The sequence below is a fragment of the Pseudomonas sp. Marseille-QA0892 genome (assembly GCF_054950135.1).
The window spans coordinates 834,476-858,537 of record NZ_CM143104.1 but is presented as its reverse complement, the minus strand read 5'-3'; the positions used below and the strand labels follow the sequence as shown (position 1 = coordinate 858,537).

Sequence of the window (24,062 nt, the reverse complement as noted above, 5' to 3'; positions counted from 1 at the left end):
GCGCTGCAGTGCGGGTTAGTCGTCGAGACGCTCTTCGAGCTGCCGGACTTCCTGCGTCAGCTTTTCCAGGAACTGCATGCGACGCATGAGTTTCTCGGCGTCAGCCAGGCGCTCGGGATCATCCCAACAGGCTGCGAAAGCTTCGTTGAGGCTGGCTTGATCAGACTTGAGCCGCCGCTTGAATCGAGCGACCCCATCCAGGTCCGCCTGATCCTGTAGATCCTCGAGCTCCTCGCGCCATTGCATTTGCTGCATGAGAAACTCTGGATCCTGCACAGTCGCCTCGAGCGGAACGTCCCGCCCCTGCATCGTGAGCAGATAGAGCGCGCGCCGAGGCGGACTCTTCAGGACCTGATACGCCTCATTGAGGCTGGCCGCGCGTTCGAGCGACTGCCGCTTCTCGCTCTCCGCTGCATCTGCAAACTTGTCAGGATGCACGGATCGAGCGAGCTCACGGTAGCGCACCGCCAACGCATCGAGATCGACGAGAAAGGTAGGCTTGAGATCGAACAGCGCAAAGTGACAGGGGCTACCCATGTCGGACCTCACACATTGAAGCTTTCACCGCAGCCACACTCGCCGCGAACGTTCGGGTTGTTGAACTTGAACCCTTCGTTCAACCCTTCGCGGACGAAGTCGAGCTCGGTACCGTCGATGTAGACGAGGCTTTTGGGGTCAATGATGACCTTTACACCATGGCTTTCGAAAACCTGATCTTCGCTTGCCACTTCATCGACAAATTCAAGTACGTAGGCCAACCCGGAGCAACCCGTCGTGCGGACACCCAAGCGGATACCTTCGCCCTTGCCGCGTCCTTCGAGTGAACGCCGAATGTGCTGGGCAGCGGCGTCGGTCATGCTGACAGCCATGGAAAGCCTCCTCGCAATTTCAGGTCAAACCAACCCTTTCTTTTTCTTGTAATCCTCTACTGCCGCCTTGATGGCGTCTTCGGCCAGAACGGAGCAGTGGATCTTGACTGGCGGCAGCGCCAGCTCTTCGGCGATGGTCGTGTTCTTGATCAACGCTGCCTCTTCAAGCGTCTTGCCCTTCATCCACTCGGTGGCGAGCGAACTGGACGCAATGGCAGAGCCGCAGCCGTAGGTCTTGAACTTGGCGTCTTCGATTACGCCCTGCTCGTTTACTTTGATCTGCAAGCGCATGACGTCACCGCACGCCGGCGCGCCGACCATGCCGGTACCAACATCAGGATCGGCCGAATCCATCTTGCCTACGTTACGGGGGTTCTCGTAGTGGTCGATGACCTTTTCGCTATATGCCATGGTTATCTATCCTCACTCATCAGTGGCAGCGTCAGTGCGCTTGCCATTCGACCGCCGAAAGATCGACGCCCTCTTTATACATATCCCACAGCGGGGACAATTCACGGAGCTTGGTCACGGCATCGCGGACCTTCGAGGCTGCATAGTCGACCTCTTCGTTCGTGGTGAAACGGCCGAAGGTGAAGCGGATCGAGCTATGGGCCAGTTCGTCGTTGCGGCCGAGGGCGCGCAATACATACGAAGGCTCAAGGGATGCAGAGGTACAAGCCGACCCGGAAGACACGGCCAAGTCCTTCAGTGCCATGATCAGCGATTCACCTTCGACGAAGTTGAAGCTGATGTTCAGGTTGTGCGGCACACGGGCTGTCAGGCTGCCGTTCACGTACAGCTCTTCCATGTCTTCGACATGCTTGAAGAAGCGGTCGCGAAGCGCTGCGACGCGTGCATTCTCTTCGGCCATCTCTTCTTTCGCGATACGGAACGCTTCGCCCATGCCGACGATCTGGTGCGTGGCCAGCGTGCCGGAACGCATACCGCGTTCATGGCCGCCACCGTGCATCTGCGCCTCGAGGCGAACACGCGGCTTGCGGCGTACGTAAAGCGCGCCGATACCTTTAGGGCCGTAGGTCTTATGCGCGGAGAATGACATCAGGTCCACTTTCAGGGCATCAAGATCGACCTCGACCTTGCCCGTGGACTGCGCTGCATCGACGTGAAAGAGCACGCCGCGCGATCGTGTGAGCTCACCGATCGCAGCGATGTCGTTGACCGTGCCGATCTCGTTGTTCACATGCATGATGGAAACGAGGATGGTGTCTTCACGCAGCGCGGCTTCAACCATCGCGGGGGTGATCAGCCCATCTTCGCCCGGATCGAGATAGGTAACCTCGAAGCCTTCACGTTCGAGCTGGCGAGTCGTATCCAGGACCGCCTTGTGCTCGATCTTGGAGGTGATGATGTGTTTGCCCTTGCCAGCGTAGAAATGAGCGACGCCCTTGATAGCGAGGTTGTCGGACTCGGTGGCACCCGACGTCCAGACAATTTCACGCGGGTCAGCATTGACCAGGTCGGCCACCTGACGACGGGCGTTTTCGACAGCCTCTTCCGCTTTCCAACCGAACAGGTGCGAACGGGACGCGGGGTTACCGAAGTTCCCCTCCATCTCGAGACACTCGATCATTTTCTTGGCGACACGCGGGTCGACCGGCGTGGTCGCGGAGTAATCCAGATAAATTGGCGATTTCATGAAGCTTCTCCTATCAGGCTGGCGCCCCGCTCATTCCACGGCAGACGCTTCGATCTTATCCAGTCGTTGTACTTTCGATCCGCACTGACGCAGATCCTGACGCTGGGCAACTTCCTGAACTTCTCTTCGCCCGACCAGGTCGGCCAGACTGATACCGCTAAGGAAGTCATGAATCTGTTGACTCAAGTCGCACCACAGATGGTGCGTCAGACAGGTGTCACCCGAATGGCAATCACCGTGTCCCTGGCAACGCGTGGCATCGACGGACTCATTAACGGCGTCGATAACCTGGACCACCTGGATGTCCTGCATGCCCCGAGCAAGCTGATAACCGCCGCCCGGACCGCGTACGCTGGAGACCAATTGTCCACGCCGAAGCTTGGCGAAAAGCTGCTCGAGGTACGACAGGGAAATTCCCTGACGCTCGGAGATATCGGCCAGCGACACCGGCCCCTTGCGCGCATGAAGCGCCAGGTCGAGCATCGCGGTGACCGCATAACGGCCTTTGGTTGTCAGTCGCATGGGCGGCTACCAGGTAATGCTGTTTAGCCGCGATTATGGGCTTTTCCGACCATTTAGGTCAACTATAAACCTGATTGAATTACTCAAGTATCCATTCAGGCTGGCGGTTGATGCTCACGCTGGGTGTCGGCATCCTCGGATGTTGCGAATTCGCTTTCAGGGAGCGTCGGTAAGTCTTTCGCACAATAGTCACTACCCATGGCCTTCAATGCACCACACATCCCCTCGAGGCGGCCATCCACAGCCTGGAGGTGATCGAGGATCTGACCAATCGCGCGCGCTACCGGGTCGGGCATGTCCTGGCCTACCCCATAAGCATCGAACCCCAGCTTCTCAGCCATTACGCGACGCTTCTCTTCGGCTGCGTCGTCCCTTTTGACGATGATGCGGCCTGGAATACCCACGGCAGTCGCACCCGCTGGCACTGCCTTGGTAACAACGGCGTTGGAACCAATCTTCGCGCCCGCCCCAACAGTAAAAGGCCCAAGGACCTTGGCACCCGCCCCTACTACGACGCCATCCTCGAGCGTCGGGTGGCGCTTGCCCTTGTTCCAACTGGTGCCGCCGAGCGTCACGCCCTGATAGAGTGTGACGTCATCGCCTATTTCCGCCGTTTCGCCAATGACAACGCCCATACCATGGTCGATGAAGAAACGGCGTCCAATCCGGGCACCGGGGTGAATCTCGATACCCGTCAACCATCGACTGAAGTTGGATACCGAGCGAGCCATCCATTTCCAGTCCGATCGCCAGAGCCGGTGCGCGATCCGGTGCAACCAGAGCGCATGGAGACCGGGGTAGCAGGTCACGACTTCGAAGGTATTGCGCGCTGCGGGGTCACGGTGAAATACGCTTTGTACGTCTTCTCGGATGCGCTCGAACATCAAACATCACTCCGCTTATGTGCATCGCCACGCGCTGCCTTTTCGGTCTCAGTCAGGATTCCCCTCAGAATATTCATCTCAAGCCGCGTCACGGCGCTTCGACCATAGAGCCGGCGAAGACGCGCCATGAGATGACGCGGTTTTTCTGGATCGAGAAAGCCGATCGTAACCAACGAGCGCTCTAAATGCTGATAGAACAGCTCCATCTCTTCGACTGTGCACAGCTCGGCGTTGAGCATGGCAGTCGTCTCGAGCTTGTTCATCTTCGTTGGCTGGCCCTGGGCGGCCAGCCAGGTCATGCGGACCTCATAGGTCAGCACCTGCACTGCCGCCGCCAGGTTGAGCGAGCCGAACGTCGGGTCCGACGGGATATGCACGTGGTACTGGCACCGCTGCAGTTCCTCATTGGTCAACCCCGCATATTCGCGACCGAAGACCAGCGCGACCTCCCCGCCAAGCCCGACCTGCTCCAATGCCACGCCTGCGCTTTCCCTTGGATCGAGCAGCGGCCAGGGAATGCGTCGATCACGCGCGCTCGTTCCGAAAGCGAGACTGCACCCGACAAGCGCCTCTTCAAGCGTGTCTACGACGATGGCGGCATCGAGGATATCGGTCGCGCCGGACGCGCGCGCAACCGCTTCGCTACTCGGGAAATCTTCGGGCTGCACGAGTACGAGACGCGACAGCCCCATATTTTTCATCGCACGAGCCGCTCCCCCAATATTCCCGGGATGGCTGGTGTTTACGAGCACCACGCGAATCTTGTCGAGCAAGGCCTGACCTCTGGTTCGGTACGCAAGGGATCGGAATGTTACAGAACGTACGAGCTCAACGCGAGGCGCGACACGCGGCGCTCTATGTGAAGTCGTACTTTCTGCTAATATGGCCGGCTTTCTTTAACGACCCAGGTGATTGTCCCCATGCAGCCTATGCTGAATATCGCGCTGCGCGCTGCGCGCAGTGCTGGCGAATTGATCTTCCGCTCCATCGAACGCCTGGACGTCATCTCGGTGAACGAGAAAGAAGCCAAGGACTACGTCAGCGAAGTCGATCGCGCCGCCGAACAAGCGATAATCGCTGTCCTCAAGAAGGCTTACCCGACCCATAGCATCCTCGGCGAGGAAGGCGGAATGATCGAGGGCAGCGGCGAAGGCGCCGACTACCAGTGGATCATCGACCCTCTCGATGGCACGACGAACTTCCTTCGGGGCGTGCCCCATTTTGCAGTCAGCATCGCGTGCAAGTACAAGGGCCGCCTCGAACACGCAGTCGTACTGGACCCCGTTCGCCAGGAAGAATTCACGGCTAGCCGTGGCCGTGGCGCCGCACTCAATGGCCGTCGCCTGCGCGTCAGCAGCCGCAAGGGCCTCGAAGGCGCGTTGCTAGGTACGGGCTTCCCGTTCCGTGACGGGCAGATGGATCATCTGGATAACTACTTGAACATGTTCCGCAGCCTGGTTGGCCAGACAGCAGGCCTGCGCCGCGCCGGTGCCGCCAGCCTCGACCTTGCCTACGTGGCTGCGGGTCGCTACGACGCATTCTGGGAGTTTGGCCTGTCCGAGTGGGACATGGCGGCGGGCGCCCTGCTGATTCAGGAAGCAGGCGGTCTCGTCAGCGACTTCTCCGGTAGCCATGAGTACCTGGATAAGGGCCATATCGTCGCCGGTAACACCAAGTGCTTCAAGGCCGTGCTGACCGCCATCCAGCCACACCTGCCTCCCAGCCTCAAGCGCTAAACCATCCGCCGCGGCGCTTTAAGGGCGCCCGCAACAAAAAGCCCGAGCCCAGCAGCGCTGGCTCGGGCTTTTTGTTGCGGCGTGAGTGGTCGATCAAAGAATGTTAGCGTAATCCGCCTCGATCCGCTCCAGGCTCAGGTGGTTGAGGAAGTTCGAAAAGCACATCCACGCTGACAATGCGTTCAAGTCCTTGAATTGCGTCGGCAGGTACCGCGGCGGCACGACCAGGCCTTCCTCTACGAGCTTGCCCAGCGTGCGCATGTCCTCCAGCGTCGTCTTGCCGCAGAAGAGCAACGGGATCTGCTCGAGCTTGCCTTTGCGCACCGCCAACTGGATGTAGTTGTAGATGAGGATGAATCCCTTCAGATATGACAGGTCCTTGGTGAACGGCAGCCCGTCCGGGGTCGACCCCCGAAACACGCGACTTGCGTTGGTATAGCTCTCTTCCATCGCGTAGCCCTGCTCACGGTAGAAGGCGAAGACATCAAGGAAGTCCGCACCCTCCTCCGCCATGTGAATCGCCCGTGTTCGGTTGGTGAGCTTGCGCAGGCGAGTTGGGTAAGAGGCGAACGCAATGACCTCCATGAGAATGGCCAGGCCTTCCTGCGTTACCGTCGAGGAAGGCGGGCCCTTCGCGAGAAAAGTGCAGATCGGCTGGTTTTGACCGTTTAGTGTCGTGCCGACGTGAACCAGACCCTCGTGCACTTCCAGGGCGCGCACGTCTCGCTCGTTGAACATGGCATCCGCTCGAACCTTGATGTAGTCCGCACCCGCGGCGGCGTCTGCAAGAATGCCATCCGACTCGAACACACGAATGACACCTTCACCTTCGCCGAACACCTGGTCGAGCCGGGACTGCAGCAGCGAAACAGCATCCTTGGCGGTAAGTGTCTTGGGCTCGTCGTGCAAGTCACCACGGTCGGCAATGTTGTTCAGGTAGTCGGATAGCATGAGCCCCAAGTCCGCCAGGGTTGGGTCGCCTGCATGAAACGCATCCGAAGCGGCACCATAGAGCTCTTGGGAAATCAGCCCGAAATCATCCGTCCCCCTGGCTTCGAGCATCCGGATGACCATCCGGTATTCGCGGCACATCCGCCGCATGATCTGGCCAACCGGATTGAACTGCCCCAGCTGACGTGTGATATCTCGCTCGATATTCTGGAATTCCTGCTTTTTGGCTGACGCATCGAAGGCCAGCGGTCGCGCGCTGTAATAGGCGCGGTCTACCGCCGGCAGCACTTTACCTCCCGCTGCAAGGAAGTCCTGCTTCACAGCGTCGTCCCACTTGATCGCATCGAGCACGCGAATGGGTGTTTGCGCCTCAACGATTCGATCCGACAACGCTCGGACGGTCAGCTGATAATCATCGAGCTTTTGGTGGACGTTCATGCAAGCCTCGGCTCAGGGCGACAGCCTTATCTTAGCCCGGCCGCGGCCCTAGAACATCGTGCAAAAACGAAGAAGCCGCCCGAAGGCGGCCTCATGTCTCGTCGACTCGATTATTCCGGCCGCATGTGCGGGAACAGGATGACATCGCGAATAGACGGAGAGTCAGTCAGCAGCATCACCAGACGATCGATTCCAATACCTTCACCTGCTGTCGGTGGCATGCCGTATTCAAGCGCGCGAACGAAATCGGCATCGTAATGCATGGCCTCATCGTCACCGGCGTCTTTCTCGGCGACCTGCTGATGGAATCGCTCTGCCTGATCTTCCGCGTCATTCAACTCGGAATAGGCGTTCGCGATCTCGCGACCACCGATGAAGAGTTCGAAGCGGTCAGTGACGCTGGGGTCTTCGTCATTGCGACGCGCTAACGGCGACACTTCGAACGGATACTGGGTAATGAAGTGAGGCTGCTCCAGCTTGTGCTCGACCAGCTCCTCGAAAATCATCACCTGGAGCTTACCCAGCCCCTCGTGCCCGAGCACCTTGGCGCCAGCCTTCTTGGCGATGTCACGCGCTTTGTCCACATCGTTCAGATCGGCAGCCGTGATCTCAGGGTTGTACTTCAGGATCGAGTCGAATACGGACAGGCGTACGAACGGCTCACCGAAATGGAACACCTTGCCTTGGTACGGAACGTCGGTCGTGCCCAAAACGGCCTGCGCGAGCTCACGGAACAGGGCTTCTGTCAGGTCCATGTTGTCTTTGTAATCCGCGTACGCCTGGTAGAACTCAAGCATGGTGAATTCAGGATTGTGCCGCGTGGACACACCTTCGTTACGGAAATTACGGTTGATCTCGAAGACCTTCTCGAACCCGCCCACGACGAGGCGCTTGAGGTAGAGCTCAGGCGCAATACGCAGGAACATCGGCATATCAAGTGCGTTGTGGTGCGTTTCGAAAGGCTTGGCCGCAGCGCCACCCGGAATGGTCTGCAGCATCGGCGTCTCGACTTCCAGGAAGCCACGCTCATTCAGGAACCGACGGACATGCGCAATTACCTGAGAGCGAACGCGGAACGTCTGGCGCGTTTCGTCGTTGACGATCAGGTCGACGTAGCGCTGGCGGTAGCGCTGCTCGGTGTCGGTCAGGCCGTGATGCTTGTCCGGCAATGGGCGAAGCGACTTGGTGAGAAGGCGGACGTCCGTCATGTAGACGTACAGATCGCCCTTGCCGCTGCGCGCCAGCGTGCCCTCTGCTGCAATGATATCGCCCAGGTCCCAGGATTTGACGGCTTCCAGCGTATCCGCTGGCAGCGTCTTGCGGTCGACATAGACTTGAATTCGGCCACTGGTGTCCTGGATGACCATAAAGGCACCACGGTTGAGCATGATACGCCCGGCCACCTTGACCTTGACGCCCTCGGCCTCCAGCGCTTCCTTGCTCTTGTCTGCGTACTGTTTCTGCAGTTCGTCGCACAGGCTGTCGCGGCGGAAGTCATTCGGGAAGGAAATCGGCTGTTTCTCACGGATAGCGGCAAGTTTCTCCTTGCGCTGCGCGATCAGCTTGTTTTCTTCCTCATGTTGGGCACTAGGGTTCAGCGGTTGTTCGCTCATGGTTCTGGTGGTTCCTGATTGGCTCATTTGCCTATTGAAACGGTTCTACTCAGCCGCGGAACGGGCTGATGCAGCGTGCCTGCCAACGGCATCCCCATCATCTTGACGCGAACGCCAGGCCGTCGATGCGGCCAGCAGGCATTGCCTTGGTGGAGTAGCTTAGAGTCCCTGCTTGAGGCTGGCCTCGAGATACTCGTCGATGTCTCCGTCGAGTACCTTCTCGCAATCACTGCGTTCGACACCCGTGCGAAGGTCCTTGATACGCGACTGATCGAGCACATACGAACGGATTTGATGGCCCCAGCCGATATCCGACTTGGTATCTTCGAGCGCCTGCGCCGCAGCGTTGCGCTTCATCATCTCCATCTCGTACAACTTCGCCCGCAGCATCTTCATCGCCGTATCGCGGTTCGCATGCTGAGAGCGCTGGTTCTGACACTGCACGACCGTGTTAGTGGGTACGTGGGTAATTCGAACCGCCGAATCAGTGGTGTTTACGTGCTGACCACCTGCCCCCGAAGACCGATAGGTATCGATTCGCAGATCGGCCGGGTTGATCTCGATCTCAACGTTGTCGTCGATTTCGGGTGATGCGAACACCGCGCAGAATGAAGTGTGACGGCGGTTACCCGAATCGAATGGGCTCTTGCGCACCAGGCGGTGCACACCGATCTCGGTACGCAGCCAGCCAAAGGCATATTCGCCCTTGATGTGCACCGACGCGCTCTTGATGCCCGCGACTTCGCCTTCGGACAGTTCGACGATCTCGGCATCGAAACCGCGCTTGTCAGCCCAGCGCAGGTACATGCGCAACAACATGTTCGCCCAGTCCTGCGCCTCGGTGCCTCCGGAGCCTGCCTGAATGTCGAGATAGGCATTGTTGGCATCCATCTCGCCGGCGAACATGCGGCGGAATTCCAGCTTTTCGAGAATTGCCCGCAGACGCTCCACCTCAACGGCTACGTCGTTCACGGCGCTTTCGTCGTTCTCTTCGGCAGCCATGTCGAGCAAATCTCGGGAATCGGCAAATCCGCCAGTCAGCTCATCAAGCGTCTCGACGACCTCAGCGAGCTGAGCGCGCTCGCGCCCCAGGTTCTGGGCGTACTCTGGATTGTTCCAGACAGCCGGATCTTCCAGCTCGCGATTGACTTCGGTCAGACGATCACTCTTGTGATCGTAGTCAAAGATACCCCCGAATAGTCTGGGTGCGTTCGGAAAGGTCCTTGATGCTGTTCAGAATTGGATTGATTTCCATGGCGGGCGGCACTCGCAGGCAAGCAAACGAAAAGCTGGGGAGTATACGCCACCGCGGCCTGACGTTGCAGCCGGCTCGTCTAGCCGGACGGCTGGGAAACCGGAAATTCCAGCGCGCGTTGATAGCCGAAGACGCGTGACGCCGTTCGACTACCAACATTGGGCCCGGAATGGAGGGCCGTCAATCCGCGTTCAAGTCTCGATGCCGCGTTTCAGGCAGAAAGATCAAACCGACAACGAGGCTGGCAGCGGTGATCAGCACTGGATACCACAAGCCGTAGAAGATATCTCCCGTATACACCACCAACGCGAAGGAAACCGTTGGTAGCAAACCGCCGAACCAGCCATTGCCGATGTGATAAGGCAGCGACATAGAGGTGTAGCGAATCCGGGTTGGAAACAGCTCAACCATGAGCGCTGCCAACGGGCCGTAGCACAGCGTCGCGATCAGGATGAGCGCAACGATGACTGCCACGACCATGGGTTTGTTGACGTTGTCCGGGTTGGCCTTTTCCGGATAGCCTGCCTGCGTTGCCGCAGCATTGATCGCTGCTTGGTCGAAGCCTGTAATCTTCTGATCACCGATCGTCACTACAACTTGGCTGCCCGCAGCGCCGCTGGCCGTTTCATAGGGCAAGCCACGCTTCACGAGTAGTGTCTTTACCCTGTCGCACGGGCTATCGAACGTGGCCTTTCCTACCGGATCGAACTGGAAGGTGCAGGTAGCAGGGTCGGCCTGCACCGTAATCGGCGCACTTTGCCGTGCCTGATAGATCTCTGGATTGGCATAGTGCGTGAGCGCTTTGAACAGCGGGAAATACGTCAGCGTTGCGAGCAGAAGCCCCGCCATCAGGATTGGCTTGCGCCCGATCTTGTCGGATAGCCAGCCAAAGAATATGAAGAAAGGCGCGCCGATCACAACGCTGATGATGAGTAGGTTATTCGCCACCGCGGCATCCATCTTCAGCGTCTGTGTAAGGAAAAACATGACGTAGAAGTGCGCCGCGTAGAACGTGACGGCCTGCCCTGCATTGATGCTGAACAACGCGATCAGAACGACCTTCAAATTGCTCCAGTTCGTGAAAGACTCGCGAATGGGCGACTTGGCCTGCTTGCCTTCGGACTTCATCCTCAGAAATGCGGGCGACTCATGCATGGACATCCGGATCCATACCGAGATACCAAGCAGGAAGATCGAAAGCAGGAATGGTAGCCGCCAGCCCCAGACCTCGAATTGATCACCGGTCAGCTGCCGGCAGACGAGGATGACAAGGAGGGAAAGCAGAAGACCGGCCGTCGCTGTAGCCTGGATCCAGCTTGTATGGAAACCACGCTTGCCCTGGGGCGCGTGTTCTGCCACATAGGTCGCCGCACCGCCATATTCCCCACCGAGTGCCAGCCCCTGAAGCAGGCGCAACACGATCAGTATGATGGGGGCGGCTACGCCAATGCTGGCGTAGTTCGGCAGCAGGCCAACCGCGAATGTGGCGGCGCCCATGAGGATGATCGTGACTAGAAAGGTGTACTTGCGGCCGACCAGATCACCAAGCCGGCCGAACACCAGTGCGCCGAAAGGCCGAACGAGGAAGCCAGCTGCAAAGGCCATGAGTGCAAAGATGAATGCAGTGGTCTCGTTAACGCCAGCGAAGAACTGACGGCTGATGATGGCGGCGAGCGCGCCATACAGGAAAAAGTCATACCATTCGAAAACGGTACCCAGCGACGAGGCGAATATCACCTTCCGCTCTTCGCTGCGACTGGGTGCGGCATGAGGGATCGACGCAGGTGGTGCGTACTCGGACATCTTGGCTCTCCTGGCCTGAATAGGCCTCAGTGGCTTTTGTTTTTGTTGTGCGACTGCTGGACGTGGAGCGCAAAGCGTGTGGGTGATGGGTCGGCGTAGCCTCCTATGTAGAAATCGGTTTCGCCTGTCAGTAGGCGAGCGCGCGTGAAGCGGCAGTGCTTATCGCACCAGCGGTATGTGTAGCGCGCGCATCTTCGATGATGAGTGCGGCGGCTTTTTCGGCAATCGCAAGTGTTGGCGAACAGGTATTGCCGGACACGATTTCCGGCATGATCGACGCGTCTGCCACGCGCAGCCCCGGAATGCCATGCACCTGCAACCGCGAATCAACAACGGCCATCGCATCGTTGCCCATCCGGCAGGTACCGGCGGGATGGAAGATGGTCGTCCCGATCCGGGCGGCTGCTTCCTGGAGCGCCTCTTCGGTCTGATAAGTTGACCCTGGCAAATATTCTTCTGGTTTGTAGCCAGCGAGTGCAGGCGCGGCAACGATGCGGCGTGTCAGTCGGATGGCGTCGGCAGCGACGCGCAAATCCTCTCGATCACTAAGGTAATTAGGCTGGATGTACGGCGGATCGCGCGGATCCGTCGAGCGGATGTCCACTCTGCCGCGACTGGCAGGCCGAAGATTGCAGACCGACGCCGTGAACGCGGCGAAGGGATGCAGCGGCTCACCGAAACGCTCCAGCGACAACGGCTGTACGTGATATTCAAGGTTCGCGGATAGCTGACTAGGGTCGGATCGCGCAAAGGCACCGAGCTGGCTTGGCGCCATCGCTAAAGGCCCGCTGCGGCTAAGCAGGTACTGCCAACCCATCCCGAGCTTGCCGAACAGACTGGCTGCCATCAGGTTCAGGGTCGGAACGCCCGTCACTTTGTAAACCATCCGCAGTTGCAGATGATCCTGCAGATTCGCACCGACACCCTCGAGCGTATGTGCGACACCCATCCCGATCGATGCGAGCCGCGCAGGCGATCCAATACCGGAACGCTGCAAAAGTGCTGGCGAACCGATCGCTCCGGCACACAGGATTATTTCCCGCCGGGCCGATAGCGTATCGAGCGACGATTGCCCCTTGCGCCGAACGACAACCGATTGCGCACGACCGTTCCCCAGCAAAAGCCGCTCGACTTCCACATCGCTATGAATCGTCAGGTTCGGGCGGTTGCGTACCGGCTTCAGAAACGCCTTTGCTGCATTCCATCGAATGCCGCCTCGCTGGTTCACTTGGAAGTAACCGCAGCCTTCGTTATCGCCCGTATTGAAGTCATCGACGGCGGGGATGCCCGCTTGGCCGGCGGCCTCTCTGAAGGCGTCAAGCAAATCCCAATGAAGGCGCTGCTTTTCAACGCGCCACTCCCCGCCCGCGCCATGAATCTCAGACGCTCCGGCGTAGTGATCCTCCATGCGCTTGAATAGCGGAAGCATGTCCTTCCAGCCCCAACCAGCGTTGCCCTGCTCCGCCCACAGGTCATAGTCGCGTGCCTGACCGCGCATGTAGATCATGCCGTTTATGGATGAGGAGCCGCCAAGCACGCGGCCTCGCGGGTAGCCAATACTGCGGCCGCCAAGGCCGGCCTCTGCTTCAGTCTTGAAACACCAATCGGTGCGAGGGTTGCCAATACAAAACAGGTAGCCGACTGGGATATGAATCCATGGCAGGTTGTCGTGACCACCGGCTTCGAGCAACAGGACGCGGACGGCAGGGTCGGCAGAGAGCCTGTTGGCCATCAGGCAACCGGCGGGGCCAGCACCCACTATCACATAATCGTAGGGACCGACTGCCTCGGGCATGGGACGCCTCGCTCGTTCTTCTTGTGGTCGACTCAGACTAGTCCGTAGAACGTGCAAAGCGTCACGGGATTTTTGCCTGCCAGTTGCTCATAAATGCACAATCGAAGCGGCAGTCGAGCGCGCTTTAGTCAGGCGCTTGGTCCATCTGCCGCTCGAGCTCGGCTTTAAGCGCATCCGGCAACTTGAGCTGTCGGGCGAGCTCATCCAGATAGGCGCGCTCCATGAATTGTTCTTCGTCAACCATAAGCAGGCTTGCGAGGTACATTTCGGACGCCATTTCGGGCGTCGTACCGGCGCGCGCGACTTCGACGGGGTCCAGTGGCTTGTTCAGCTCTGCGTCCAACCAGTGCTGGAGGCCCGCATCGGGCGAGAACTTGGCAAACTCCTGCTCGATCAGCTCACGCTCGCGAGTGTCGACGTGCCCGTCCGCTTTGGCTGCAGCAATAAGGGCGGTAAGGATGGCCTGGCTGTGAGTCTCGGCCTCTGCGGCAGGCAATCGGTCAACCGTCTTCGGCTCAACCGTCGCGCCTGTCGCCTGCTGCTGGGCCTGCCAGTTGCCGTACGCCTTGTAGGCCAATGTGCCCAGCGCCGCGAGGCCACCGTAGGTGAGTGCCTTGCCGCCCAACTTACGTCCACCCTTACTGGCCAGAAGCATCGCGAGCGCACCGCCGCCCAGTGCGCCCTTTGATCCGCCAAGCAGACCGCCCAGTTGATCGACAAAATCGGTACTGGCGCCCCCGGATGGATCCGCAGGTTGGCCAGTTTGCCTTTGTTGAAGGATCTGTTGACCAGATTTCAATAGCTGATCGAGCAAGCCACGCGTATTCATCGAATCGCTCCACCTGTTCAGGAGCCTCGACTCTAGCGTGTGGCGTCGCCCCGTGGTCGGGAACAGTTTTCGTAAATGTTGCGCCTATCGTGCGCGTTGAGCCGCCGCACCGAGAATGAGGTGTTTCATTTCCTTCACCGCCTGCCGAAAGCCGACGAACAGAGCGTGGGCAACAATTGCATGGCCGATATTGAGTTCATGTACGCCCTTGAGCGCGGCGATAGGCTCGACGTTGTGGTAATGCAAACCATGGCCTGCGTTGACGATCAATCCATGCGACACACCCAGTTCGATGCCCGCTTGTATTCGCTCCAGCTCGGCCTGCTGCGTCGCGTCATCGGCTGCATCAGCGTAGCGACCCGTGTGCAACTCGATGGCACGCGCGCCAACGGCAAGCGCGGCTTCGATCTGACGAGGGTCGGCGTCGATGAAGAGCGAAACCTCACAACCGGCACCTGATAGGCGTTCAACGGCTCGGCGGATACGATCGGCCTGTCCAGAGACGTCCAACCCGCCCTCTGTCGTAAGTTCCTGGCGCGTTTCGGGCACCAGACAGACATGCTCAGGCGTGATCGATTCGGCCAGCGCGAGCATTTCCTCGGTGACACCCATCTCGAAATTCATGCGGGTCTGCAGGGCCTGCTTGAACAGGTGAACGTCGCGATCCTGGATATGCCGACGGTCCTCGCGCAGGTGTAGCGTGATGCCGTCCGCGCCCGCTTCCTCTGCGTCCAGCGCCGCTTTGAGCGGATCCGGGTAACGCGTGCCACGGGCTTGCCGAAGCGTGGCGACGTGATCTATGTTGACGCCTAGCAGGACGCGATTGGGATCAGTCACGAGAGTTTTCCTTTCGATGGATGAACAGTTCTCGGCTCAAGAGTGGCTTGCCGCCCAGGTGAGGCGCCAGTGCTTGGCGCATTAACCGCTTGGCCGCGAGCAAAGCGCCAGGGGCGGACCAGTCCGCATGAGCCAAGGACAGCAGATCACGCCCATTGAATGCCCCGGGCTCCAGCGCAGCGATCGGTTCGAAGCCACCTTCCGAACGATACCGGTAAAGCCCGGAAGCCTCCAGCGGCTCGCCCAGCGCGTCCTCTGTTAGCGAGAAGCCGTAGCCGAGGTCATCGAGCAATCGCCATTCAAAAGCGCGTAGCAGCGGCTGTAACGGACGCGCTTCAGCCAGCGCCATCAGCGTTGCCGCATAGTGATCGAACAAGCCGGGATGAGGGTCGTCGGAAGGCAGCAGGCGAACGATCAACTCATTGAGGTACAACCCGCTGAAAAGCACCTCTCCAGCGAGCAAGTGGGGAATCCCATTAGGCTCTAGACGCGCCACGCTTTTCAGTTCGCTTTTGCCACGCAGCTCCACGTCCAGCGGCACGAAGGGCCGGGCAAGGCTTCCACTTCGACCGCGCGCATTACGCAGCACGGCGCGGGAGCGCCCATGCACTGTAAAAAGATCGACGAGTGCACTACTTTCCTTGTAAGGCCGGCTATGAAGAACATAGGTGAGCATTGTGATGACCGCCCGATAGAGCCTTGTACCCCATCGACCACCCCTTCGACGGCCTACCGTATCCGGTGAACATCGAAGGCGGTGCAGACATGGCTGGCGATACCAACCGAATGGACCCGAAGCGTGTTACTGATCGTGGTAACCGAGTGAGTGCAGCGCGCGCTCGTCGTCGGACCAGCCGCTCTTCACTTTGACCCAAAGGTTCAGCATCACCTTGGAATCGAACAGTACTTCCATGTCCTTTCGGGCATTCTGGCCGATGCTCTTGATCCGTTCACCCTTCTCGCCAATGATGATCTTCTTCTGCCCCTCACGCTCGACAAGAATGAGCGCGTGAATGTGGAGCACGCGGCCTTCCTGCTGGAAGGACTCAATCTCGACGGTCATCTGATAAGGGAGCTCGGCTCCCAGCTGCCGCATGATCTTCTCCCGAACGAGCTCGGCAGCGAGGAAGCGGCTGGACCGATCGGTGATCTGGTCTTCAGGATAGAAATGTTCGCTCTCAGGCAGGCGGTCCCCGACCAATCTTTCGAGAATGTCTAGATTCTGGCCATGGAGTGCTGAGATCGGAACGATCTCAGCACTCGGCAACTGTTGCGCCAGCCAGTCCAGATGGGGCAGCAACTCGCCCTTATCGTCGAGTCGGTCGGACTTGTTGACTGCGATGAGAATGGGACAGCGCACATGCTCGAGACGATCGAGGACCATCTGGTCTTCATCGGTCCAACGGGTACGGTCGACGACAAAAACGACCACATCGACATCTTTCAGTGCCGAGGACGCCGTCTTGTTCATGAAGCGATTGAGTGCGCGCTCGTTGTTCTTGTGTAATCCAGGGGTGTCCACGTAAACCGCCTGCACGTCACCCTCGGTCTTGATCCCGAGCATGTTGTGACGGGTCGTTTGCGGCTTGCGTGACGTGATCGCAAGTTTTTGGCCAAGGATATGGTTCAGCAATGTCGACTTGCCGACATTCGGACGGCCCACGATCGCCACATACCCGCAGCGCATGCTTGCTTTCTGCTCACTCATTGCCGTTCCCTACTCCCAAAGCGGCCAACGCAGCGGCTGCAGCCACCTGCTCGGCGATGCGGCGGCTTGCACCGTGCCCTTGTGTCTTCTCGTTAAGCAATTTGACCTCGCACTCCACGAAAAAAGTACGGCAGTGCGGTTCGCCCTGGATATCCACGACTTCGTACCGCGGCAGCTCACACGCCCGTGATTGAAGCAGCTCCTGCAACCGGGTCTTCGGGTCCTTGTTCGTATCGACCAACGTCAGGCCTTCGAGCTCAGTCGCCAACCAATCCAGGACACGCTCTCGTGCTACGTCCATCCCGGCGTCGAGGTAAATCGCGCCTATCAACGCTTCAAGCGCATCTGCCAGGATCGACTCACGTCGAAAACCACCACTCTTGAGTTCACCAGAGCCCAGTCGGAGGTAATCCCCAAGTTCGAAGCCACGCGCCAGGAATGCGAGCGTCTCACCCTTTACCAAGCGAGCGCGAAGCCGGGACAGCTGCCCTTCACGGGCTTGCGGGAAACGCTCGTAAAGCGCCTCGCCGGCTACGAAATTAAGTACGGCGTCGCCAAGAAACTCCAGACGCTCGTTATTACGCCCGGCAAAGCTACGGTGGGTAAGCGCAAGCGTCATCAGTTCTGGATCGGCAAACGTATGGCCGAGCCTGCGCTCGAGTCGATTCAACGATGTATTCACGGTATCCGGATGCGGAACTCTTTGTCGAAGCGGGCAACCAGATCCAGGTTCTGAATCATCGGCTCGCGTTTTTCATACTGTAGATGAGCAACGAAGGATTGGTTCTCAACCTTCACATCCAGGATGTCCTTGGCATTCAGATCACGAATGCCGTTGACCTGCATGCCTTTGCTCACATGATTGTAGAAGTCACCAACGGTTGTGACATTGGCTGCACGGTCGGTCTCGACCGAACTGATGATCTTCTCAAGGGCCATGTAGTCCATGTAGTGCGGCACCATTTTGAATGCCGTACTGGCCAGGAAGGCAACGATGGCCAAGGCCATCAGCCATCCCAGCAAAGAAAGTCCCTGTTCCGATTTTGCGCACTTCATAGCTCGTCCTCGCTGCGCCATTACGTCCCTGCCCGAGTCGGCTGCCCGAACGGACTACCCATGAAACATCGGCCTCAATGAATGAGGCCGACTCTGGAAAAGTTTGGTAGATGGCTAAATTTGGGATCCGGCCAACTCATCCATACCGCGAATGCCTTGCCGACAATGTTGCGATCCGGAACCATTCCGTGGAGTTCTGTGGGAATGCTTGGATCTTCCCAAAAGCGACTGTCGTTGGAGTTGTCGCGGTTGTCACCCATCATGAAGTAGTGGTCAGCAGGGACCTTCCACTCGCCGCCCGGCTCCATACGGTAGCGCTGCATCTCCAGGCGAATCAGGTGCTCAACCTCGCCCAGCTTTTCTCGATAGAGCGTAGCGCTCCCCAGTGTGCCGGGCTCTTCACCCAAAAATTGACGACTCACAGGCTGCCCGTTGACGAACAGTTGCTTGTCAGAGGTGTAGCGAACCGTATCGCCTGGTAGACCGACGACGCGCTTGATGTAGTTGATATTCGGATCGCTGGGATAACGGAATACCATTACATCGCCACGCTTCGGGTCTTCGATATCGATGACTTTCAGGTCGACAACCGGAAGGCGAATCCCGTAGGCAAACTTGTTGACGAGGATGAAGTCGCCGACCTCCAGCGTCGGCTTCATTGAGCCGGACGGAATTTGGAAAGGTTCGACCAGAAACGACCGAAGGACCAACACGATGGCCAGTACTGGAAAGAACGATTTGCCGTACTCGACGAGCAGCGGCTCCTTGTTCAGCTGGTCAATGACGCTCTGGTCAGGCGTATCGACGCGGCCGTTATAGGCCGCGATCGCAGACCGACGCCTCGGTGCCAATACCAGAAGATCCAGGAGCGCCAGTGCACCACAGACGGCAACGGCAATGACCAGCAGCAACGGGAAATTGATCGACATAGAGGTTAGCTATCCACCTTGAGCACGGCGAGGAAGGCCTCTTGTGGGATCTCCACACTGCCAACCTGCTTCATACGCTTTTTGCCTGCTTTCTGTTTTTCCAGCAGCTTGCGCTTACGGCTCACGTCGCCGCCGTAGCACTTGGCCAGAACGTTCTTGCGCAGCGCCTTGACCGTCGTCCGTGCCACAATCTGCCCACCAATGGCAGCCTGTATGGCCACATCGAACATCTGACGAGGAATCAGCTCTTTCATCTTCTCGGTCAGGACTCGACCTTTGTGGTGCGCCTTGTCACGGTGCACGATCAATGCCAGCGCATCGACCTTCTCGCCGTTAATCAGCACATCCAGTCGAACAAGATTAGCCGTCTGGAAACGGTCGAAGCTGTAGTCAAGCGACGCGTAGCCACGGCTAACCGACTTGAGGCGATCGAAGAAGTCCAGAACGACTTCGTTCATCGGCAGGTCGTAGCTGACCTGGACCTGCGTACTGAGGAATTGCATGTCGCGCTGTACGCCACGCTTCTCGATACACAGTGTGATGACGTTACCGAGGTGCTCCTGCGGCACAAGAATGTTCGCGCGCACGATAGGCTCGCGCATTTCATCTATGGACGCGAGGTCTGGCAGCTTCGACGGGTTGTCGACATAAATGACTTCGCCACTCTTGAGCACGATCTCGAACACAACCGTTGGTGCAGTCGTGATGAGGTCAAGATCGTATTCACGCTCCAGCCGTTCCTGGATGATCTCCATGTGGAGCATTCCGAGGAAGCCGATACGAAAGCCAAAGCCCAAGGCGTCGGAGCTCTCAGGCTCATACTGCAGCGCGGCATCATTGAGCGTCAATTTCTGCAGCGCATCGCGGAAGTCTTCGAAGTCGTCGGAGCTTACCGGGAACAAGCCTGCGTAGACCTGCGGCTTGATACGCTGGAAGCCTGGCAGCATGGCTACGTCTGGCGTGCTGGAAAGCGTCAGCGTGTCGCCCACGGGGGCGCCCTGGATGTCCTTGATTCCGGCGATGATGAAGCCTACTTCACCTGCCTTCAGATCCGCCGTTTCAGTGTGTTTGGGCGAGAACACGCCGACAGCGTCCACTTGGTGGAACTTGCCGGTAGACTTCACAAGGACCTTGTCGCCCTTCTTGATGCGTCCATGCTTGACGCGTACGAGCGAGACCACGCCGAGGTAATTGTCGAACCAGGAATCGATGATCAGCGCCTGCAATGGTGCGTTGATCTCGCCTTCCGGAGCCGGAATGACCTTGACCAGACGCTCAAGCACGTCGATAACACCCAATCCGCTCTTGGCGCTGCACGGCACGGCGTCCGTTGCGTCAATACCGATGATGTGCTCGATCTCCTGCTTCACGCGTTCGGGCTCGGCCTGCGGAAGGTCCATTTTATTGAGGACCGGCATGACCTCGAGCCCCTGCTCGATGGCGGTATAGCAGTTCGCAACGGACTGGGCTTCGACCCCCTGCCCCGCGTCCACAACCAGCAATGCGCCTTCACACGCAGCCAACGAGCGGCTGACTTCGTAGGTGAAGTCAACGTGCCCAGGCGTATCGATGAAGTTCAGCTGATACGTACGGCCATCCTGTGCCTTGTAGTACAGGGTAACGCTGTGCGCCTTGATCGTAATGCCGCGCTCGCGCTCAAGATCCATCGAATCGAGGACCTGCGCCTCCATCTCGCGATCGGATAGGCCGCCACACATCTGGATGAAGCGATCCGCCAGGGTCGACTTGCCATGGTCGATATGGGCGATGATCGAAAAATTACGGATATGACTCAGGTCACTCACGAGGAAGCACTCGAATAAGTAAGGGCCAGTACTGCCGGGCCGAAAAACAGCCCGAAAGTGTACCTGATACCCCAACAGGTCGCCACGTTAGGCGCCGGAATGAAAAAAGGCAGCCGAAGCTGCCTTTTTCCCGAAGGCGATCTACTCGCCGAGCTTGAAGGTGATGAAGCTCGCACGGCCTTCTCGCAGCACTCGCATCGATACCGAGCGATTGGTGGGCAATGCCTTCGCGACCTTCTCGAACGTTGCCACCGAGTCGATGGACTGATTGTTGAGATGGGAAATGATGTCGCCTGGACGGAGGCCAATCATCGCTGCCGGGCCGCCTTGCACCTCGCGGATGACCACGCCACCCGTCAGATCGAGGCTCTTTTTCTGCTCAGCTGTCAAATCTGCAACAGACACGCCCAAGCGATTATCGCTCTTCGGCGTCGCGTTCGGCGCACCTGCCGCAGCCTCCGATTGCTCATCCGCAGGCATGGATCCGACTGCAAGGTTGATCTTCTGTCGTGAACCGTCGCGAGCCACTTCCAGGTCGATCTTGGTGCCGGGCTTGAGTGCACCGACCATGTGCGGGAGGTCCGCCGACATGACGACCGGCTGGCCATTGACGCTAAGAATGACGTCACCAACCCGCAGCCCGCCCTTCGCGGCAGGACCGTTCTCCAGCACCTGCGCCACGAGCGCACCTGCTGGACGATCCAGACCGAACGACTCGGCGAGGTCCTTGTTGACTTCTTGAATGACGACGCCCAACCAACCACGGTCGACTTTACCAGTCTTTTTCAACTGGTCCGCCACATTCATTGCCACGTCGATCGGAATGGCAAAAGACAGGCCCATGAAGCCACCAGAACGGGTAAAGATCTGAGAGTTGATGCCTACGACTTCGCCGTCGAGATTGAACAGGGGACCACCTGAGTTACCAGGATTAATCGCCACGTCAGTCTGAATGAACGGAACGTAGTTGTCGTTCGGCAAGCTTCGACCCTTTGCACTAACAATGCCAGTTGTAACTGAATGATCGAAACCGAACGGGGAACCGATCGCAAGCACCCACGCACCCACTTTTAGCGAGTTGGAATCACCAAGTTTGACCGTTGGCAGATTCTTGCCCTCAACCTTCAGAAGCGCCACGTCTGTTCGCCGATCCGCACCGATCAGCTTGGCTTTTAATTCGCTGCGATCGGGCAAGCGAACCATGATTTCATCGGCATCAGCCACAACATGGTTGTTCGTTAGCACGTAGCCGTCGGAAGAAATGATAAATCCGGAGCCCAGTGACTGAGCCTCCCGCTGCGGCTGGGGCTGACGACCACCTGGTCCGCGCGGAATGCTCCGCTCGAAGAATTCACGAAACATGGGAGGCAGGCCTTCCAGATCCGGAATGGAAAGCTGACCAACACTGTTGGCCGGGGCTTTCTGACGCGTACTGATATTAACGACCGCAGGTGACGCATCCTCAACCAACTGAGTGAAGTCTGGCAGGTCTACCGCTTGTGCCACCGCCGCCTGGGCAACGAGCCACATCCCCAGAATCGCTGCAGACCAAGACTTGATCATCTTCATCAAAACACTCCCGATAACTAGCACAACCGCAAACAGGCCATGCCGGCCCGCCGTATTGCCGACATACCCCCTGACCTACGCCGCTGGCGCCAAATACAGGGGCAACTTGCCGCATATGAGAACGAGCCTAGCAAACCCACTCGCTTTACCGACACAGCCTATTACGAAGCAGCTCAGACTACGGTAGAGACAATGAAAAGATAGTGTAAATCCGCCAGAAGCCCGTACACACGCAAGAGGCATTGAACAGTTCACGGGCCATCCGCCACATCGCGCAGCGAATGCATCCCTTCACGTCTCACCCTTTGGGCGGCTCCGACGTCGTGGAAAGCGCTATGCGCTCAGCAGTCCCAAGCGGAATTTCACCCACTACCGTCACCATGTAGTCGGTCTCGCCGGTATTGAGTCGCTTGGAAACAACAGATGTCGGCCCAACCTGGCTACGCGCATCTCCAGCAGCCGGATCGCTCACGGGCTCTACGAAGATGGAGAAGTTTGCCAACCCGTCCCCATAGTTAAGAACGACTGCGCCGTTTCCGCCCGTCTGGCTCGCCACGCGCGGCTCAAAACCTGCTGGCACCCAATCAGGACGCCAGCTTGTCTCAACCTGAGCAGCACTTGCTTTGCGTGCACCTGCGATGCATTCGCCCTCAGGCTCAAGCGATGACGCTAACGGCGCCTCCGAGCTCAGTTGTGTGAACTGGAAGCGCTCAAGCAACTGGCCGCCATCACTGACGAGCAACATCTTGAGAGGAAGGCCTAACTCCGTATCGATGTGGACTTCCAGTCCATAGCGATGCTGATCCTTGGGTAGCAGCCCAACGACTTGGGCAGGCCGCCCTGCCACCCGGGACTCACCCAGCACCTTCATATGGTAGGAGCGCTTCAAACGCTCTACATCAAACCCATTCCCTACGAGAGCTGTCGCCGCAAGTGGCGCACTGAAGCCGGCACTGACGCATTGCGGCTGACCGTCAACTCTAATGGTTTCGATTGGTGGACCGTCGAGCTGAAGCAGCTTTTCGCTTGCCTGCCCGTTGCGAGCAAGGTGCCATAGTTGATGGCTAGAAAAGCTGCCGCTTTTTTCGTAGATAAAAACGCCTTGGAAGCTATGCTGCTCCGCCTTAGCTATTCGACCCAACCAGTCCTCCGCGTCGGACGCATGGACTGGCGAGGTTGCAATACCAAGAAGCAATAGCGGAATGGTGAAGCGGCGCATGCGCCTCCTTAGCGATTTTCTGCGCCAGCTTCACGCGCAAACGGCAACGCACTGTCAGCGCCAGACTGCTGAGCATGCTGACGGATATATTCCGGCATACGCTGCTCTTGCCAGTTGGATCCCGACTTCTCGGTCACCTCCGGCTGCGCACCACCTTCCTTGTAACCAGCCAGAACGGCCGGCCCTTGGACCTGTGGCGCTTCGATCGCGGGCTGAGTCGACTGGGCGGCCAGTTGCTGCGTACCAACGTCGTCCTGGTTGTATAGGCTGACACCGGCAAGCACAGCGACGGTGACGGAAGCCGCCACAGCAATGCGAGCCAGGCCACCCGCAGGGCGGCGCTTGACCTGAACAGGTGCCTCTTCCTCAGCGATGGCAGCGGAGACTGCCGAAGCCAGGTCGAGCCGGGGCACCAGCAGATCCTTGTGCATTGCTGCCCGAGCGATCTGATAACGTGCCCACGTGTCACGAACTTCGGACTCGCCACTAGCGGCAAGCACTCGGCGAAGTTCCAATTCGTCCGCTTCGTTATCCATCACCGCGGACAGCGTTTCCTGCAGGGCTTCACGACTCATGTGTTTCCTCTC

At 58.5% G+C, this 24,062-nt stretch carries 24 protein-coding genes; 1 reads left to right on the top strand and 23 read right to left on the bottom strand.

Annotation, left to right across the window (positions count from 1 at the left end; all coding sequences use genetic code 11):
- Positions 1 to 15: 15 nt before the first annotated feature.
- The 7 genes from hscB to trmJ form a co-directional block, all read right to left on the bottom strand.
- A complete protein-coding gene (gene hscB, locus ACY8D3_RS03865; RefSeq protein ID WP_462381792.1) occupies positions 16 to 537 on the bottom strand; it encodes a co-chaperone HscB in 522 nt (173 codons plus the stop codon).
- A gap of 8 nt (positions 538 to 545) precedes the next feature.
- Positions 546 to 869, bottom strand: coding sequence for an iron-sulfur cluster assembly protein IscA (iscA, locus tag ACY8D3_RS03860; RefSeq protein WP_462381791.1), 324 nt, complete (start codon positions 867 to 869; stop codon positions 546 to 548).
- A 24-nt stretch (positions 870 to 893) separates the two neighbouring features.
- The gene (iscU, locus tag ACY8D3_RS03855; RefSeq protein WP_462381789.1) at positions 894 to 1,280 is read right to left on the bottom strand and encodes a Fe-S cluster assembly scaffold IscU; all 387 of its coding nucleotides are present in this window, start codon (positions 1,278 to 1,280) and stop codon (positions 894 to 896) included.
- 31 nt (positions 1,281 to 1,311) lie between these two features.
- Positions 1,312 to 2,526, bottom strand: a complete 1,215-nt coding sequence (locus tag ACY8D3_RS03850) for an IscS subfamily cysteine desulfurase (protein ID WP_462381787.1) — start codon at positions 2,524 to 2,526, stop codon at positions 1,312 to 1,314.
- Between the two features lie 30 nt (positions 2,527 to 2,556).
- Entirely contained in the window at positions 2,557 to 3,048 is a 492-nt protein-coding gene (gene iscR, locus ACY8D3_RS03845; protein ID WP_462381785.1) for a Fe-S cluster assembly transcriptional regulator IscR, read from the bottom strand.
- Positions 3,049 to 3,143: 95 nt separating this feature from the next.
- Positions 3,144 to 3,932, bottom strand: a complete 789-nt coding sequence (gene cysE, locus ACY8D3_RS03840; RefSeq protein WP_462381784.1) for a serine O-acetyltransferase — start codon at positions 3,930 to 3,932, stop codon at positions 3,144 to 3,146.
- On the bottom strand, positions 3,932 to 4,705 hold the full coding sequence (trmJ, locus tag ACY8D3_RS03835) for a tRNA (cytosine(32)/uridine(32)-2'-O)-methyltransferase TrmJ (protein WP_462381782.1): 774 nt from the start codon (positions 4,703 to 4,705) through the stop codon (positions 3,932 to 3,934). The genes cysE and trmJ overlap by 1 nt, the downstream gene beginning before the upstream one ends.
- A gap of 147 nt (positions 4,706 to 4,852) precedes the next feature.
- Between trmJ and suhB the strand changes: the two genes are divergently transcribed.
- A complete protein-coding gene (gene suhB, locus ACY8D3_RS03830) occupies positions 4,853 to 5,668 on the top strand; it encodes a type III secretion system regulator SuhB (protein WP_462381780.1) in 816 nt (271 codons plus the stop codon).
- Positions 5,669 to 5,761: 93 nt separating this feature from the next.
- On the opposite strand, the gene ACY8D3_RS03825 is transcribed toward suhB, so the two are convergent.
- The 16 genes from ACY8D3_RS03825 to ACY8D3_RS03750 all read right to left on the bottom strand — a co-directional run bounded on the left by ACY8D3_RS03825 (position 5,762) and on the right by ACY8D3_RS03750 (position 24,050).
- The gene (locus ACY8D3_RS03825) at positions 5,762 to 7,057 is read right to left on the bottom strand and encodes a flavohemoglobin expression-modulating QEGLA motif protein (protein WP_462381778.1); all 1,296 of its coding nucleotides are present in this window, start codon (positions 7,055 to 7,057) and stop codon (positions 5,762 to 5,764) included.
- 110 nt (positions 7,058 to 7,167) lie between these two features.
- A complete protein-coding gene (gene lysS / locus ACY8D3_RS03820) occupies positions 7,168 to 8,670 on the bottom strand; it encodes a lysine--tRNA ligase (RefSeq protein ID WP_462381776.1) in 1,503 nt (500 codons plus the stop codon).
- A gap of 159 nt (positions 8,671 to 8,829) precedes the next feature.
- A protein-coding gene (prfB, locus tag ACY8D3_RS03815; protein WP_462381774.1) for a peptide chain release factor 2 occupies positions 8,830 to 9,925 on the bottom strand; the annotation gives its coding sequence in 2 pieces (ribosomal slippage) (positions 8,830 to 9,852 and positions 9,854 to 9,925; 1,095 coding nt in all).
- Positions 9,926 to 10,105: 180 nt separating this feature from the next.
- A complete protein-coding gene (locus ACY8D3_RS03810; RefSeq protein ID WP_462381772.1) occupies positions 10,106 to 11,728 on the bottom strand; it encodes an MFS transporter in 1,623 nt (540 codons plus the stop codon).
- Between the two features lie 127 nt (positions 11,729 to 11,855).
- Positions 11,856 to 13,523 (bottom strand): GMC family oxidoreductase, encoded by a 1,668-nt coding sequence (locus ACY8D3_RS03805; protein ID WP_462381771.1) that lies wholly within the window; start codon positions 13,521 to 13,523, stop codon positions 11,856 to 11,858.
- A 124-nt stretch (positions 13,524 to 13,647) separates the two neighbouring features.
- The gene (locus ACY8D3_RS03800; RefSeq protein WP_462381769.1) at positions 13,648 to 14,352 is read right to left on the bottom strand and encodes a tellurite resistance TerB family protein; all 705 of its coding nucleotides are present in this window, start codon (positions 14,350 to 14,352) and stop codon (positions 13,648 to 13,650) included.
- A gap of 84 nt (positions 14,353 to 14,436) precedes the next feature.
- Positions 14,437 to 15,189, bottom strand: a complete 753-nt coding sequence (gene pdxJ / locus ACY8D3_RS03795) for a pyridoxine 5'-phosphate synthase (protein WP_462381767.1) — start codon at positions 15,187 to 15,189, stop codon at positions 14,437 to 14,439.
- The gene (gene recO, locus ACY8D3_RS03790; RefSeq protein WP_462381765.1) at positions 15,182 to 15,865 is read right to left on the bottom strand and encodes a DNA repair protein RecO; all 684 of its coding nucleotides are present in this window, start codon (positions 15,863 to 15,865) and stop codon (positions 15,182 to 15,184) included. Before recO ends, pdxJ begins: the two co-directional genes overlap by 8 nt.
- Positions 15,866 to 15,991: 126 nt before the next feature.
- Positions 15,992 to 16,897 carry a GTPase Era gene (gene era / locus ACY8D3_RS03785; protein ID WP_462381763.1) on the bottom strand — a complete coding sequence of 302 codons (906 nt, stop codon included), beginning with the start codon at positions 16,895 to 16,897 and terminating at the stop codon, positions 15,992 to 15,994.
- Positions 16,890 to 17,579, bottom strand: coding sequence for a ribonuclease III (gene rnc, locus ACY8D3_RS03780; protein ID WP_462381761.1), 690 nt, complete (start codon positions 17,577 to 17,579; stop codon positions 16,890 to 16,892). Before rnc ends, era begins: the two co-directional genes overlap by 8 nt.
- Positions 17,576 to 17,953, bottom strand: a complete 378-nt coding sequence (locus tag ACY8D3_RS03775) for a DUF4845 domain-containing protein (protein ID WP_462381759.1) — start codon at positions 17,951 to 17,953, stop codon at positions 17,576 to 17,578. Before ACY8D3_RS03775 ends, rnc begins: the two co-directional genes overlap by 4 nt.
- 74 nt (positions 17,954 to 18,027) lie before the next feature.
- Positions 18,028 to 18,882 carry a signal peptidase I gene (lepB, locus tag ACY8D3_RS03770; protein ID WP_462381757.1) on the bottom strand — a complete coding sequence of 285 codons (855 nt, stop codon included), beginning with the start codon at positions 18,880 to 18,882 and terminating at the stop codon, positions 18,028 to 18,030.
- 5 nt (positions 18,883 to 18,887) lie between these two features.
- Positions 18,888 to 20,687: a translation elongation factor 4 gene (lepA, locus tag ACY8D3_RS03765; RefSeq protein WP_462381755.1), complete on the bottom strand. Its 1,800-nt coding sequence runs from the start codon at positions 20,685 to 20,687 to the stop codon at positions 18,888 to 18,890.
- Between the two features lie 141 nt (positions 20,688 to 20,828).
- A complete protein-coding gene (locus ACY8D3_RS03760) occupies positions 20,829 to 22,217 on the bottom strand; it encodes a DegQ family serine endoprotease (protein ID WP_462384228.1) in 1,389 nt (462 codons plus the stop codon).
- Positions 22,218 to 22,554: 337 nt separating this feature from the next.
- The gene (locus ACY8D3_RS03755; protein WP_462381753.1) at positions 22,555 to 23,475 is read right to left on the bottom strand and encodes a MucB/RseB C-terminal domain-containing protein; all 921 of its coding nucleotides are present in this window, start codon (positions 23,473 to 23,475) and stop codon (positions 22,555 to 22,557) included.
- Positions 23,476 to 23,483: 8 nt separating this feature from the next.
- Positions 23,484 to 24,050 (bottom strand): sigma-E factor negative regulatory protein, encoded by a 567-nt coding sequence (locus tag ACY8D3_RS03750; protein ID WP_462381751.1) that lies wholly within the window; start codon positions 24,048 to 24,050, stop codon positions 23,484 to 23,486.
- Positions 24,051 to 24,062: the final 12 nt, after the last annotated feature.